Here is a 14,429-nt window from a genome sequence, read left to right as displayed (position 1 = left end):
CCAGATGTAAAAATGTTAAAAAGGCCAAAATAATGGCACTAGTATTAATGATGTTATTAAGAAGAGTAGCAGCAATGGAGCTCCTACTTTTAAGTAATCCATAAATTTATATCCACCAGCTGTCATTACCATAGCATTTGTTGTTGTGCCAACAGGAGTTAGAAATGCGGTGGATGCACTAATAGCTACTATAATCATAAAGGGAGCAGCAGAAAGGTTTAGAGAATTTGCGGTAAGAATTGCTATAGGTGCCATTAATACAGCTGTAGCTGAATTATTAATAACCTGACTAAAGGATGTGGTTAATAGAAAAATACCTCCTAGTAGTACAATAGGATGTAAAGCTCCTAAAGTGTTAACAAGTCCATTGGCTATTAGCTCTGCCGTTCCTGTTTTTTGTAAAGCAACTCCCATAGGTATCATAGCAGCAATCATAATAACACTCACCCAACTAATACCTTTATATGCTTTAGCCATTGGAACACAGCCAGTGATTAATACAATGCCGGCAGAAATTAATGCCGCAATCGATCCAGGTACAAGTTTAAATACCAATAAAACAATCATTAATATTAAAGATAATAATGCGATATAAGATTTAAGGGTAATATTAGTTACGGTCTTAACCATGCCTTCCGGACTGCCACAAATTACGATATGTTCATGATGTTTTTTTAAATCGTCAATAGCACTCCATTCTCCTCTAATTAAAAAAGAATCCCCCGCTCTTACTGTAATTTCTCGTTCTGTTAGCGGTTTTGAGTTGCGTGAAGCAGCCATTAATTGTACATTATATCTATCAAAAAAGTGAATAGATTTTATTTGTTTTCCAACTAAAGAAGATTGAGGTGTTACCAATATTTCCGTCATACCAACTTCTCTATTAATGAGGTTGGTTCTTAGCTCATTTGCAATAGGTTTTAAAGGTAAAAGCCCTAGTCTTAAACTAATCATTAATGCATTTATAGCCTGCGTTTCTCCCTTTACTGTTATGATATCATGATACAAGAATTTTGTATCCTCTGTTGGAAGTTCAATATAAGGGTCCTTTCCTTTAAGACGGTTAGGGTGTCTTCTCTTAATACGAAGTATAGATACACCATATTTATTTTCAAAATCCCAATCTCCTAATTTAGTATTTAATAATGGCGACACAGACCTTACTCTTAATCTATAGTATTCACCATCTACTTGATAAGCTTCAATCCATTTATGAAGCGTATTACTTATATCTACAGGTTTATTATTCGTTTTGTTATCAGGTAAAAGTCTATGTCCGATAAATTTAAAATAGAGAAGAGTTATTAGTAATAACGGAATACCTATTAAACTAAATTCAAAGAAAGAGAAACCTTCAAGTCCACTTTCTATCATGGCGTTATTTACTATAATATTAGGAGGCGTTCCTGTTAGTGTTAATAAGCCTCCGGTATTAGAGCCAAAGGCAACGGGCATTAATAATTTAGAGGGCAATGTTCCAATACTCCAAGCAGAAGCGATGGTTACTGGCATTAGTGTTGCTACTGTTCCTGTATTACTTACTACTCCAGAAAGTAGTCCAGAACCTAATGTGGTTATTAGTAAAAGTTTCGTTTTACTTTTACCAGCCATTTTTATAAATTTTTCACCAGCCAAAGCTGTCCAGCCAGTTTGCGATAATCCTTCTCCAATAATAAATAAAGCAGCAATCATAATAACAGTTGGATTACTAAAACCGCTTAGTGTTTCTGTTAAGTTTAAAATCCCAAAAAGAAATAAACTTAACATTGATAGTAATGCGATAATATCTGGTGTAAATTTGCCCCAAATAAATAAGGCGATGGTGATAATAAGAATTGCTATCATTAAAGTCATAATTACTAAAAATTCATTGTATTTAATTATGGAATAAAGGTATAGTCATTAGGAAGTAATATTTATGACTATTATCATACTTCGAAGTATTGCAAATTTTATAATTTTGACTATTCTTTATTAAGAATTCTTTAATTTATTTCAAACAATAATGATTGCTAGTTAAAAAGAAAGCGGTTATCTGTCTTCTTTTTAATATTTTTGATATTCAGAAAAACGAAAAACACATATGAAACTAGATATATTAGCCTTTGGTGCACATCCAGATGATGTAGAATTAGGTTGTGGTGGTACTATAGTAAAAGAAATTAAAAACGGAAAAAAGGTTGGTATTATAGATTTAACGCGAGGCGAACTAGGAACTCGTGGTACTGCGGCAACTAGAAAACAAGAAGCTACAAATGCGGCTAAGATTTTAGGAGTTGCTGTACGTGAAAATCTTGGTTTTGCGGATGGTTTTTTTATTAATAACCGACAACATCAATTAGAGATTATAAAGATGATACGTAAGTATCAGCCAGAAATTATTTTATGTAATGCTATTGATGATAGGCATATAGATCACGGTAAGGGAAGTCAGTTAGTGAGTGATGCTTGCTTTTTAAGCGGATTAATAAAGATTGAAACCGAAGTAGAAGGAAGCCTGCAAGAGCAGTGGAGGCCAAAGCAAGTATACCATTATATACAATGGAAAAATATTGAACCTGACTTTGTGGTAGATATTTCTGGATCTATAGAAACCAAGATGGCATCTGTTCTGGCTTACCAAACACAGTTTTTTGATGCGAATAGTAAAGAGCCTGAAACGCCTATTTCGAGTAAGAATTTTACAGATAGTGTAGATTATAGAGCTAGAGACCTAGGAAGATTGATTGGAGTAACCCATGCAGAAGGCTTTACTACAGAGCGTTATGCAGCCGTAGAAAGTTTGTTTGATTTAAAGTAAAAATTTTGCAAAAAAATCTTTGCAGTAATTACTAAATAATTTACATTTGCACTCGCATTCTTAAAGAATGTCTTAAGGTAGTTCTTCACTAGTTAGTTAGAACGTCCTTTTGGAAAGCTTTTAAAGTTTGAAAATAAAATGGTTGCTTATTAATCTTTGTGGATTAGAGTGTTCCTTTTAGAAAACTGTTTAAAGTTGGATAATAAAACGGTTGCTTATTAACCCTTGTTGGTTAGAGCGTTCCTTTAGAGAAACTTTTTTAAAGTTTTAAAATAAAACAACATGGTGATTGTAGCTCAGTTGGTTAGAGCATCGGTTTGTGGTACCGAGGGTCGCGGGTTCGAATCCCGTCTTTCACCCAAAAGCAAAAGCTTCTCTTTTTAAGAGGAGCTTTTTTTGTATATATAGATTCCTTTTTTTTATTAACTATTAAAAATTTACATACCATGAAGAAAACAACGGTACTCTTAGTTCTAACTCTTATAGTCGCTTCCTTTTGTAACGCGCAGGAAATGACTTTTAAAAGACATTCGTTTACTGGATATACATTTTATGAGGATGGAAATAAATTAGCGCTTAACGAATTAATTGAAAAAGTAGAAACGAATGCCGAAGTTTTACATTTAGTACGAAGTGCGAAGTCGAAAAGTATTTTTGCTACGGTTATTAGTTTTTCTGGTGGAGCTTTAATTGGGTGGCCAATTGGAGAAGCCATTAGTGGAGGTGATCCTAATTGGGTGCTTGCAGGAATAGGAGCAGGATTGGCTATTGTTGCAATTCCTCTTGGGTCTAGTGCTAATAAAGATGCGAATAAAGCGGTGGAGTTATATAATGCGACTTTAAATGCCACGTCTTATAAAACGTTTAAACCAGAATATCAAGTTATAGCCAATGGTACCGGAATTGGTTTGGCTATGCGCTTTTAGTTTTTGTAAAAAGAGACAGGTAAAAAAAAAGAGTTATAAAATAAAATTTTATAACTCTTTTTTTTTGCGTTAGCGATAGTAACGGCATCCTTTTTTGCTTTTTTGTAAAAAGATATAGTGGATAGCGCGGTGCTACGTAGCTTTTTTTTAGCGTAGTAGTGAACGCCCAAGTTCGCTAAAACTTCGTTGGACAAGCCCAAATACTAATTTGCTTTATCTACAATAATTCTGTCTTTACGATTTGCTAATTCCCAAGCGGTATAGAAAATTAAACGTGTTCTGTTTTCTAATAAATCGTATTCAATTTTGTCTGGCGTATCACTTGGTTTGTGATAATCTGCATGTGTTCCATTAAAATAAAAGATTACAGGAATGTTGTTTTTTGCAAAGTTGTAATGATCACTTCTGTAGTAAAAACGGTTTGGATCATTATCATCATTAAAGGTGTAATCTAAATCGATGTTACAATATTTGGTGTTCATTTCTTCTGAAATGTTGTGTAAATCGGTACTTAACTTATCACTTCCAATTAGGTAAAGATAGTTTCTGTTAGTCTTTTCACGTTTCGGATCTGTACGCCCAATCATGTCTATGTTTAAATCGGCAACCGTATTTGCTAACGGAAAAATTGGATCTTGGTCTGTGTAATATTTAGAACCTAGTAAGCCTTTTTCTTCTCCTGTTACGTGTAAAAAAACGATAGAACGTTTTGGTCCTTGTCCGTTTTCTACTGCTTTTTGAAATGCTTCTGCAATTTCTAGAATCGCCACGGTACCAGAACCGTCATCATCTGCACCATTATAAATTTCACCGTCTTTGATACCTTCGTGATCTAAATGTGCAGATACTACAATATATTCTTCAGGTTTTTCACTTCCTTTAATGATAGCTACCACATTTTCAGATTCAAAAGTATTAGAAGCATTTTTATAATTAAATTCAATAGCGCTATTTAGTGTTTCTGTTTTGTCTGAAGTATCAATAGTGCTATGAATTGCTTTTGCTAAATCGGTATTTATAATGAAGTAGTATAGGTCTTTTGGTGGTTCTACTAAAGACATTCTACCATGACTTCCTCCAAATCTTTTGGCAACAAAACTGTAAGCATCTGCATTATAGAATAAAACTGCTTTTGCACCTTTGTTTTCTGCAGCCTCACGTTTGGCAACAAATTCTTGTCTTAGATTAGACCATTTTGAAGTTTCATCAGTTCCGGAAATCGTATAGTTTCCATCACTGTTTTTAGGTTCTCCTGCTTTAAAAAGAACGACTTTACCTTTTACATCTAAATTGGTATAGCTTGAGAATTTTTCATCATCAATACCATAGCCAACATAGATTATTTCTTTAGCATCAAAGGTGCCATCTGGACTAGAAATCACAGATACGTAGTCTTCAATATTTGTAAATGATTTTCCGTTTACTAATAAATCTATTTCTGGTGTACTTAATGTTTGTAATGGTACTTCTTGAAAGTAATCATTATTAGGTAATGCGGAAGGAATTCCTAGGTTTACATAATGATTTTTTAAATATTCTACTGCTTTCTTTTGTCCGGGATCTCCAGTGTTTCTACCTTCAAATTCATCGGAAGCATAGGTGTAAAGTGCTTCTTTAAGTTCAGCAGAAGTAATACTGTTTCCAAAGGTTGTAACATCTTGGGATTTTGTACTATTTGTTGCTGTTTTGTTTTGCGAAGACCCACAAGAAAAGAGTATTGTAGATATCCCAAAAAGGAATAACAGTTTTTTCATAAGATTGTGTTTTAATAAAATGAGTTGGTTTTGTTGTGTACTATAATGAATAGTAATCTACTATATTACGAAAAAGCGAAATAAAAGCAGAAATAATTAAAAAGGTTTATTAAAATTTTAACAACTAAATTTTAAAAATCGGTATTCATTAAAAGCTTATTTTCTTGATTAGCAAGTTGCCAAGCAGTAGCAAAGATGAGTTTTGTTCTTTTTTCTAAGACAGCATAATTTATTTTATCTGGAGTGTCTGTTGGTTTGTGGTAATCTTTGTGTTCTCCATTAAAATAAAAAATTACAGGAATATTGTGTTTTGCAAAGGTATAATGATCGCTTCTGTAGTAGTATCTGTTACTATCGTCTTCACTGTTATACTTATATTCTAAATGTAAATTGGTGGTAGTGTTGTTTACTTTTTCGCTAACATAATGTAGCTCTTTGCTTAGCCGGTCTGCACCAATAATATATATGTAATTCGGGTTTTCTATATGAAACGGATCTACTCTTCCTATCATATCTATATTTAGATTAGCGATCGTATTTTCTAATTTAAAAATTGGATTTTTGGTATAGAATAGGGATCCTTGTAAACCTATTTCTTCAGCAGTTAGGTGTAAAAAAAGGATGCTTCTTTTTGGTCTATAACCATCTAATTCTGCTTTTCTAAATGCTTTCGCAATTTCTAGTATAGCAACCGAACCAGAGCCATTATCATCTGCTCCAAAATGTATTTCATCATTCTCTATTCCTAAATGGTCTAGATGTCCCGAGATAATAAGCACTTCTTCTGGTTTTTCACTTCCTTTAATAAATGCTAATACGTTTTCGGAAGCATTTGTGCCTTCTGGTAAAAATTCTTTTGGTATGTTTTGATAATATGTAGTGTCTGCAATTGGTGATGCTATGCCTTGTGATTTATAAAAATCGGATAAAAAGTTAGCTGCTTTTTTTTGACCTTCTTCTCCTGTGGCGCGACCTTGAAAATCACTGGAAGCAAATTGGTATAGTTTTATTTTTAATGCTTTGGCGGTAATTGTAGCAGCATATTTTTTAGCTAAATCTCCATCTATAAGAACTATGCTATCTTTAAGGTTTTCAATTTTTGTAGCATATTTTTTTTCTGCACAAGAGCCAATAAGAATAAAAGCAGAAAGTAGAAAATACATCTTCATAAATCGTCAATTTTTTGAGCATCAAATATATACAAAATTTGGTAATGATTATTTAGATAAATCTAAACCTTCTAGTTCTTCAATGGCTTTATCTTCTGCTTCTTGTATGCGAATTTCTGGATCTATTTTAATATCAGATAAATCTAAATCTTCTAATTCTTCAATGGCGTTATCTTCTGCTTTTTGTTCACGAACTTCTAATTCTTTCGTATCACCAACCTTCGTTTCGCTAAAAACGGCTTTATATATAGAAAGACATAAAGAGACTATCGTTAGTAAAAATATTAACTGCACTACTTTTTTAGATTCATTTTCCTTTTTAGATGAATAAAAGGCTGCGAAACCAAAAGCTAAAGCAGCTAAAGCAGGAATAAATGCCATGTTAAATAATGGCAAAGAAGATAAAACAACTGCAATTATTGCTGCAATTAAACCCAAGATAATAAATAATTTTCTCATAACTATTTTAATTTTTTAAACCTGTTGCCGATTTTATTTTAAGTTCTCCACTACCAACTGCAACTCTAAATTTTGCATATACTGGTATTTTATTTTCGTCTGCTGTTAACCATAGTATGTTAGCATTATTTCCTCTTAAAACATCACTACCGTCTATTCGAATAGCTAGTTTGTAACATTCTTTTTTACCAATATTGGTGCTAATCGTTTCTTTTCCTAAAAGGGTAAAAGAAATTCTTGTTTCTTCATTATCAAATAATACTTTAAAAGAATCAGAAGCTCCAACAGGCGCTTTATGGATGTCTAAATTTCTAATATGGTAAATGGTGGTTACCAAATCTTTCGTTCCTGGATTTATTTTTACTACATCATTTCTATCCCAAAAACCAGAATCAAAATTTTTGCTTTTTTGTCTTCTTAAACTTTTTACCGTATTTGATTTATGATTGAAAGTATATTTCACAAATTTGTAATGTCCGCCTTCATCAATATCTCTTTGGTATAAGTAAGGTGTAAGTGTGTTTGGATTTACATAACTTTCGTAGATGTCTCGAATTTTAAAAAAGTTATCCCATTTGCTATAGGTTGTTGCTGTGCATTTAAGACGTAACAAAGTAGCTGAAGAAGTTTTAACTTGACTAGTTTCCATACGTACTTCTGCAAGGTCTGTTAATAAACCAGACATATTGTATGATGCTGTAAAACTTAATTTTTCACCAGCTTGAAATGCATTGTTTTGAGCAAACGAAACAGCACTTATGCTAAGTAAAAGGAGTAGGATTATTTTTTTCATAAATTCTAAAAATTTTTCAAATATACAAGTTTGTAACATTAATTATGCCGAAGCTTATATCTTAACCTCTTTTTATGCCTTTTATTTTAAATCAAAGGATTTAAATTTTTAGTTTCCTTTTATTTTGTACTTCTTAATTAGACTAATTCCGTATCTATTAAAACCTCACTTTGCAAGGTTCTGTGCACAGGACATTTAGAAGCAATTTCTTTTAATCTTTGTTTTTGCTTGTCGTCTAGATTTCCAACAAATTTTAATTTCTTTTGTAAATGATCAAAGCGTGTTGGTTTATCTACTTCCATCCTTAAATCATCGCTATGCTTTTTAGAATAGGTGATATACACAAAAACTTCTTGTAAATCCCATTTTTTTCTTTGGGCATACATTTTTAATGTCATTGCCGTACATGCCGCTAAACCAGCACTTAAAAAATCGTAAGGTGATGGTCCAAAGTCATCACCACCAGCAGCTATTGGCTCATCTGCAATTAGGTTATGATTTTTTGTTTGAATAGTAGTGGTGAAATTATCTTCTAATAGATTTAAATGACCAACCAATTGTTCTCCTTTGGTTTCTAGCATTTCATTTTCTACGGGTTCAAAATAGCGTTGTACCCAAGTACCAATCATATTTCCAGCATACACGCTATCTTTCGAATTAGTTAATAAATGATCGGCGCCATCCAACGTGATAAAACTCTTAGGATGATGTGCGTTGTGATAAATCTCTTCTGCATTTTTAATTCCGACTATAGTATCTGTTGGCGAATGCATAACCAGTATTGGTTTGCGCAAGTTTTTTACAATAGTAGGTAAATCGGTTTTGCTAAAGTTTTCAATAAAATCTTTATTAATAGTAAAAGGTCGGCCACCAATATTTACTAGCGCTTCTCCTTTTTCTTTTACCTCATTTATTCCATGAGAAAATAAATGTGTCACATGATCTACAGAAGAAGGAGCACCAATAGTTGCAATTGCTTTTATATTTTCTAATTGTGCTCCCGCCGCAATAACTGCTGCACCACCAAGCGAATGACCTACTAATAACGATGGTGCTTTGTAGTGTAATTGCATATAATTACTCACTGCTATTAAATCGTCTACATTGGCAGAAAAATGACTCTCGGCAAATTCTCCTTCACTTTTTCCTAATCCGGTAAAATCAAATCGGAGTACCCCAAAACCATGAGAAGTTAACGCACGACTAATATTTTTTACAGCACTTAAAGTACTACTGCAGGTAAAGCAATGTGCAAAAATAGCGTAGTAGTTTGGTTTCTGATTTGCGGGTAATTCCAGATGTGCTTGTAAAGCTTGTCCGTTTTTATTTTCTATTTTTAGTTTGGTGCTTTTCATAATGTTGGATTTATTTTTTAAGATACTCCGAAAACTTTTTAGAAAGCATTTCTAATTTCGGATGAATAAATTTTTTGCAAAAGGGCTTTTCAGGATTTTTAATATAGTAATTCTGAATCGCTTCACGCGACCCTTTAAATACCGAAAAAGGCAATACTTGTGTAATTAATTGATGATTAAACGCGGATTGAAAACTTTTAATTAAATCGGAAGCTTCCTCTTTTTGTGCTTCGGAAAATGTATAAATTGCAGAACGGTATTTCTCACGCATCGAATGATTGCTGGTACTTTTATGTGTTCTTAAATGTACTTCTGTTACTATTTTTAATGTTATTTCTTCCGGATTAAAATGCACAATAACTGCTTCCGAAAAACTAGAGTTTTCCTCATTGGAAGCAACAAAACCTTGTTCCACTTTTTCTACACCTTTTAAAGACTGAAAAACAGCTTCGGTACACCAATGACAACCTCCTCCAAATGCTATTTTAATCATAAAAAGTTTTCCTATTAATTTAATTCCACGCTAATTGTTTTCTTTCTTGCCAATATTCCATTGGATTGACTTTAAAGGTTTTTAGCAGATTTATTTCTTCTTCCGATAAGGTAATTGTATCTACTTGAAGATTCGATTTTAATTGTTCTGTATTACTTGCGCCACTTAAAACAATACTGTTTTTAATGTTTTGCTGACAAAATTTTAAAGCGATTACATCTAATCCTACTTGGTGTTTTGTTGCTAATGTTTCTAAAGTATCATATAATTTAGCGTACTCAGGATACTTAGAGTTTCTAAAGATTCTACCATTTGCAACGGCTTCTTTAATAATAATTTTCTTGTCTTGTTGTACTAGTTCCTTCGCTATGGCTTCTAAACTTTGATCTAAAATATTATAGGTAATCTGAAAACCATCAAACAGCTGTTTTCCTTCCACCGAAACATCTAATGCTTTTTTTATGACTTCCAATTGGTTGCTTCCAGTGGTTGTAATTCCAATTTGTGTGTTATGTTCGTTTTTTAAAAAAGCTAAATGCCTTAAGACGTCGGTATTATTTAGAATACCAGTTTCTAAGGTTGCAGAATGTATTTGATATATTTTTAAATTCGGAAGAAATGCATTCGATACTTCCCATTGTTCCTTTAGTTTTTCTAAACTGTGTTCTTTTACTTCATGCACTTTTGCATTTGCGTCAAAATTTGCGACATAGGTATAACCCCATTTTGTTGCTATTTGAATTGTAGGGTCGTTTTTGGTTTGTAGCCACTCTAATAATAAATCTTCTGCCAATCCGTAGCCAGGAGCAGTATCAAAATACCGAATTCCTAATTGGTACGCGTGCTCTAACACGTTAAAGCTATTCTGTTTAAAGGCTTCTAAATGCGGATTTACATTTTTATCCGTTCGTATATTAATGTATTGTGGTCTTCCTAATGCTGCAGTACCTAATCCTAACATTGTATTTGTTTTTAGTGTTTTAAATGCCTTCAGAATAACCTGCGGACAATTTGTGTTTTTATTTTAATTAACGAATTATGAACTACAAGATAACATAGAACAGCCGACTTTATTTCTTGCCCAATCCGGACGCTTGGCAAACCATTTTTCATTTTCTGGTTGCTCTTCGTATGGTTTTTTAAGTAGCTGAAATAGGGTGTCTATCAATTTGTAATCGCCTTTGTTGGCATCGTCAATGGCTAGTTGCGACATATAATTACGAAGGACATATTTAGGATTGACCTGATTCATTTTTTCCTTTCGCGCTTCGGCGGAAATACTTTCCTTTTGTAAACGATTGGCGTAATCTGTAAACCAAGTATTCCATTTTTCTTTTATAACCTCGGAAATTTCGTTTGGTGTATAAAAAGCATCCTGAATAATTTGTAATCCTTCCGAAGGGTTTTTCGCAGAAAAAGCACTTAAGTTTCTAAAAAAGATAGTCATATCCGTTTCGGTTAGCTGAAGGATTTCGTCTAAACTAAAAATTAAGGAAACATCATTTTCACTTTCTAAAAACAATCCTAATTTGCTTTGCATCATAGCTACGTATTGTTCTGCAGCCTTTTCGTTATACTGATTTAAAATATTTTCTAAACCTTCCGCTTCACCAATTAAAGGATACAGCGCATTTGCTAGTTGAAATAAATTCCAAAGACCAATTTCTAACTGCGCACCAAAACGATAGCGTTTATGTTGGTTGTCTGTAGTATTTGGCGTCCAATTGGCATCATAACCTTCTAGCCAGCCATATGGTCCGTAATCGATGGTTAATCCTAAAATAGACATATTATCGGTGTTCATTACACCATGTACAAAACCAACACGTTGCCAATGAATAATCATTTTTATAGTATCGTTTAGAACCGTTTCAAAAAACGCTAAATACGTTTCTTTACTTGGTTCCCCTAAATGCGAAAAATGATGTTTTATAGTATAATCTACAAGTGTTTTTAAGGTCTTGGTATCTTGTCTTGCTGCTAAAATTTGATAGCTTCCGAAGCGTAAAAAACTAGGAGCAATACGCGAAACAATAGCACCTTTTTCATAAGCAGCATTACCATCATATAACATATCTCGCAATACCTGATCGCCAGATAAACTTAAAGATAAAGCTCTGGTGGTTGGCACGCCTAAATGGTACATGGCTTCGCTGCATAAATACTCCCGAACGGAAGAACGCAAAACCGCCAAGCCATCTGCAGTACGCGAATATGGTGTTGCTCCAGCGCCTTTTAATTGGATTGCCCAATGTTTGTTGTTATGTGCAACTTCGGTTAAATTAATAGCGCGACCGTCACCTAATTGTCCTGCCCAATTTCCAAATTGATGTCCGCCATAACACATCGCATAGGGTTTTGTATTTGGTAAAACATCATTTCCAGTAAAAATCTTTAAAAATTCTTCGCTTTTTGCTTCTTCTTCTTCTGTGATACCTAATTCGCTAAGCATTTCGGGTGAAACATGTACGAGTTCCGGATTTGCCGTTTTTGTAGGTGTCACATAAGAAAAACAAGCGTTTTCCACCTGTCGTCTTGTGTTTTCCAGAATAGAATCTGCTGGTAATTCGGTATTAAATCTATCTTGTATATTCAGTTTCATTTTTTCCCTTTCCTTAAACTTCTTATTTTAGTTTATCGCTGTGTAGCTTTCTAAGCTTTGCTAATTTTGGGTCGATTACAAAAGAACAATAGCCATAACCAGGATTACTTCTGTAGAAATCTTGGTGCTCTTTTCCTGCTTCATAAAAGACATCAAAAGCACTGATTTCTGTTACAATTGTATTTTCATAAAATGGAGCAATCTCTTTAATAACTAATTTGGCAATTTCTTTTTGCTTTTCATTATGATAAAAAATAACCGAACGATATTGCGTTCCGCGATCGGCACCTTGTTGATTTAAAGTGGTAGGATCATGTGTAGTCATAAAAATAACTAAAATATCTTCATAAGAAATTACATTGGCATCAAAGGTAATTTGAATCACTTCGGCATGTCCTGTTAATCCAGAACATATCTCGCGATAGGTTGGATGTCCGGGAACTGTTCCGCCAGCATAACCAGAGATTACTTTTTCTACGCCTTTTACTTCAAGGAATACAGCTTCTGTACACCAAAAACAACCACCACCAATAGTGGCTAATTGTAGGTTTTTAGTTTTCATTTACGGTCCCTTTCTCTAATTGCATGGATGCAGAATTAATACAATAACGCAATCCGCTAGGTTCTGGTCCGTCCGGAAAAATATGCCCTAAATGTGCATCACAAGTATTACACATCACTTCTACGCGAACCATACCAAAAGCAGTATCTTTTTCATACTTAATGGCATTTTCTTTTATGGGTTGTGTAAAACTTGGCCAACCAGATCCTGAGGTAAATTTAATAGTCGAGTCGAACAAAGGCGTATTGCAACAAACGCAATTGTATTGTCCTTCGTCATAAATACTGCAAAGCGCGCCACTATGCGGAGCTTCGGTTCCTTTTTTTCTAGTAACTCTAAATTGTTCAGGAGTAAGTAGTTCGCTCCATTGGGTTTCGGTTTTTTCTACTCTTTTATCTGGAGTAGGGTTTCCGTTTACGGTGTAATTAATAATATGTTTCCAAGTAAGCATACTGTAGTTCCTTTCTTAAATTAATAGATGTTTTAAAGATACATTTTTAGACGCATTTTTGTTAAAAAACTTACAGCTTATTATAAAACCAGCAAACGTCATTAAAAGAATGGAAGCAATTGTTTAGGGGTTTTAAAAGTAGCTTCCGTCTTTGTGCCTAGGTGGTATAATTACCTAATAGGAGATTTAATAATTTTTACTATATTTTAAATATCCTGCTGATATATATCATTGTTATACAACTTGTATTGAGATATTTTTATATAATAATTTTAAAAAAAATATTATGAAAGCAGTTTATTTAGTAATCGTTTTATTTCTAATGGTTGGTTGTTCATCTACTAAAATGGGAGATAGTTGGAAAAGTCAAGAATATACAAACTACAAGCCTAAAAAAGTTTTAATTGTAGGAATGACAGATAATCTTACTGCCAGAAAGCAGTTTGAAGAACAATTAACTTCGGAATTTAAAAAAAGTGGTATCGAGGCAATGGGCAGTTCTGATGTATTTGAACCATCTTTTACCAATGTAAAACAAACAGAAGACGACATTAATACCGAATTAGAAAAAATTTCTAAAGATGGGTTTGACGCTGTTTTAATTTCGGCAGTAAAAGGGGTAGATGAAAAAGAAACATATTCTGGTACGACATATAGACCTGGATATTATTGGAAACGTTTTGGCCGATATTATTACTTATATCAAGATGTTTATTTTGATGATGGGTATTATGAAAAATATAAAGTATATCATATTGAAGCTTCTTTATATAATATAAAAGAAAACAATGACAAATCTTTAGTTTGGGTAGCTTCATATGATATTGTAGACCCAAAACAAATTAATACAACGGTTAAAGATTATGTAAAAGTTATTATGAAATCTTTAAGTGAAGAAGGTATTGTTAATATAAAATAGTAAAGATTATAAAACTACTTGTTTTTAGTACTGAAAACAAGTAGTTTTTTTATGCGTAAAATTACTTTTACAGAAGAACTTTGTTCGCTAGAACGTGTGTGAAGTCATCTAGTTATGAGTCTTGTAGCTTTTATTTATTCCGTGTT

The 14,429-nt window shown here is 33.1% G+C and carries 14 protein-coding genes and 1 tRNA gene; 4 read left to right on the top strand and 11 right to left on the bottom strand.

What is annotated here, in order from left to right; all coding sequences use genetic code 11:
* Positions 1–15: 15 nt before the first annotated feature.
* Positions 16–1,845: an SLC13 family permease gene (locus tag FG167_RS17030; RefSeq protein ID WP_239004416.1), complete on the bottom strand. Its 1,830-nt coding sequence runs from the start codon at positions 1,843–1,845 to the stop codon at positions 16–18.
* Between the two features lie 238 nt (positions 1,846–2,083).
* Here FG167_RS17030 and bshB1 point away from each other — a divergent pair, with 238 nt between their 5' ends.
* From bshB1 to FG167_RS17015, 3 genes are all read left to right on the top strand, one after another.
* A complete protein-coding gene (gene bshB1, locus FG167_RS17025) occupies positions 2,084–2,800 on the top strand; it encodes a bacillithiol biosynthesis deacetylase BshB1 (protein ID WP_203459408.1) in 717 nt (238 codons plus the stop codon).
* Between the two features lie 284 nt (positions 2,801–3,084).
* Positions 3,085–3,160 (top strand) — tRNA-His (locus tag FG167_RS17020).
* Between the two features lie 86 nt (positions 3,161–3,246).
* Positions 3,247–3,726, top strand: coding sequence for a hypothetical protein (locus FG167_RS17015; RefSeq protein ID WP_203459407.1), 480 nt, complete (start codon positions 3,247–3,249; stop codon positions 3,724–3,726).
* A 203-nt stretch (positions 3,727–3,929) separates the two neighbouring features.
* On the opposite strand, the gene FG167_RS17010 is transcribed toward FG167_RS17015, so the two are convergent.
* From FG167_RS17010 to msrB, 10 genes are all read right to left on the bottom strand, one after another.
* Complete coding sequence (locus FG167_RS17010; protein WP_203459406.1) at positions 3,930–5,480, bottom strand: M28 family peptidase; 1,551 nt, start codon at positions 5,478–5,480, stop codon at positions 3,930–3,932.
* Positions 5,481–5,611: 131 nt separating this feature from the next.
* A complete protein-coding gene (locus FG167_RS17005; RefSeq protein WP_203459405.1) occupies positions 5,612–6,649 on the bottom strand; it encodes a M28 family metallopeptidase in 1,038 nt (345 codons plus the stop codon).
* A 48-nt stretch (positions 6,650–6,697) separates the two neighbouring features.
* Positions 6,698–7,108 (bottom strand): FUSC family protein, encoded by a 411-nt coding sequence (locus FG167_RS17000; protein ID WP_203459404.1) that lies wholly within the window; start codon positions 7,106–7,108, stop codon positions 6,698–6,700.
* A 7-nt stretch (positions 7,109–7,115) separates the two neighbouring features.
* A complete protein-coding gene (locus tag FG167_RS16995; protein WP_203459403.1) occupies positions 7,116–7,901 on the bottom strand; it encodes a DUF3108 domain-containing protein in 786 nt (261 codons plus the stop codon).
* A 137-nt stretch (positions 7,902–8,038) separates the two neighbouring features.
* Positions 8,039–9,256 (bottom strand): bifunctional alpha/beta hydrolase/OsmC family protein, encoded by a 1,218-nt coding sequence (locus FG167_RS16990; RefSeq protein ID WP_203459402.1) that lies wholly within the window; start codon positions 9,254–9,256, stop codon positions 8,039–8,041.
* A 10-nt stretch (positions 9,257–9,266) separates the two neighbouring features.
* Entirely contained in the window at positions 9,267–9,749 is a 483-nt protein-coding gene (locus FG167_RS16985; RefSeq protein WP_203459401.1) for a peptide-methionine (S)-S-oxide reductase, read from the bottom strand.
* 19 nt (positions 9,750–9,768) lie between these two features.
* Positions 9,769–10,710: an aldo/keto reductase gene (locus tag FG167_RS16980; protein WP_203459400.1), complete on the bottom strand. Its 942-nt coding sequence runs from the start codon at positions 10,708–10,710 to the stop codon at positions 9,769–9,771.
* Between the two features lie 75 nt (positions 10,711–10,785).
* Positions 10,786–12,351, bottom strand: a complete 1,566-nt coding sequence (locus FG167_RS16975) for a YdiU family protein (RefSeq protein WP_203459399.1) — start codon at positions 12,349–12,351, stop codon at positions 10,786–10,788.
* Between the two features lie 22 nt (positions 12,352–12,373).
* Complete coding sequence (msrA, locus tag FG167_RS16970) at positions 12,374–12,913, bottom strand: peptide-methionine (S)-S-oxide reductase MsrA (RefSeq protein ID WP_203459398.1); 540 nt, start codon at positions 12,911–12,913, stop codon at positions 12,374–12,376.
* Complete coding sequence (msrB, locus tag FG167_RS16965) at positions 12,903–13,364, bottom strand: peptide-methionine (R)-S-oxide reductase MsrB (protein ID WP_203459397.1); 462 nt, start codon at positions 13,362–13,364, stop codon at positions 12,903–12,905. Before msrB ends, msrA begins: the two co-directional genes overlap by 11 nt.
* 286 nt (positions 13,365–13,650) lie before the next feature.
* Between msrB and FG167_RS16960 the strand changes: the two genes are divergently transcribed.
* Complete coding sequence (locus FG167_RS16960) at positions 13,651–14,283, top strand: hypothetical protein (RefSeq protein ID WP_203459396.1); 633 nt, start codon at positions 13,651–13,653, stop codon at positions 14,281–14,283.
* The last annotated feature ends 146 nt before the right edge of the window (positions 14,284–14,429 follow it).

Source organism: Lacinutrix sp. WUR7, from assembly GCF_016864015.1.
Lineage (GTDB): Bacteria > Bacteroidota > Bacteroidia > Flavobacteriales > Flavobacteriaceae > Oceanihabitans.
This window is presented reverse-complemented; position numbering and strand designations above follow the sequence as displayed.

Excerpts from the sequence above, each read along its gene's own strand:
- FG167_RS17030 (WP_239004416.1), bottom strand. The coding sequence starts at position 1,845 with ATGATAGCAATTCTTATTATCACCATCGCCTTATTTATTTGGGGCAAA.
- bshB1 (WP_203459408.1), top strand. The coding sequence starts at position 2,084 with ATGAAACTAGATATATTAGCCTTTGGTGCACATCCAGATGATGTAGAA.
- FG167_RS17015 (WP_203459407.1), top strand. The coding sequence starts at position 3,247 with ATGAAGAAAACAACGGTACTCTTAGTTCTAACTCTTATAGTCGCTTCC.
- FG167_RS17010 (WP_203459406.1), bottom strand. The coding sequence starts at position 5,480 with ATGAAAAAACTGTTATTCCTTTTTGGGATATCTACAATACTCTTTTCT.
- FG167_RS17005 (WP_203459405.1), bottom strand. The coding sequence starts at position 6,649 with ATGAAGATGTATTTTCTACTTTCTGCTTTTATTCTTATTGGCTCTTGT.
- FG167_RS17000 (WP_203459404.1), bottom strand. The coding sequence starts at position 7,108 with ATGAGAAAATTATTTATTATCTTGGGTTTAATTGCAGCAATAATTGCA.
- FG167_RS16995 (WP_203459403.1), bottom strand. The coding sequence starts at position 7,901 with ATGAAAAAAATAATCCTACTCCTTTTACTTAGCATAAGTGCTGTTTCG.
- FG167_RS16990 (WP_203459402.1), bottom strand. The coding sequence starts at position 9,256 with ATGAAAAGCACCAAACTAAAAATAGAAAATAAAAACGGACAAGCTTTA.
- FG167_RS16985 (WP_203459401.1), bottom strand. The coding sequence starts at position 9,749 with ATGATTAAAATAGCATTTGGAGGAGGTTGTCATTGGTGTACCGAAGCT.
- FG167_RS16980 (WP_203459400.1), bottom strand. The coding sequence starts at position 10,710 with ATGTTAGGATTAGGTACTGCAGCATTAGGAAGACCACAATACATTAAT.
- FG167_RS16975 (WP_203459399.1), bottom strand. The coding sequence starts at position 12,351 with ATGAAACTGAATATACAAGATAGATTTAATACCGAATTACCAGCAGAT.
- msrA (WP_203459398.1), bottom strand. The coding sequence starts at position 12,913 with ATGAAAACTAAAAACCTACAATTAGCCACTATTGGTGGTGGTTGTTTT.
- msrB (WP_203459397.1), bottom strand. The coding sequence starts at position 13,364 with ATGCTTACTTGGAAACATATTATTAATTACACCGTAAACGGAAACCCT.
- FG167_RS16960 (WP_203459396.1), top strand. The coding sequence starts at position 13,651 with ATGAAAGCAGTTTATTTAGTAATCGTTTTATTTCTAATGGTTGGTTGT.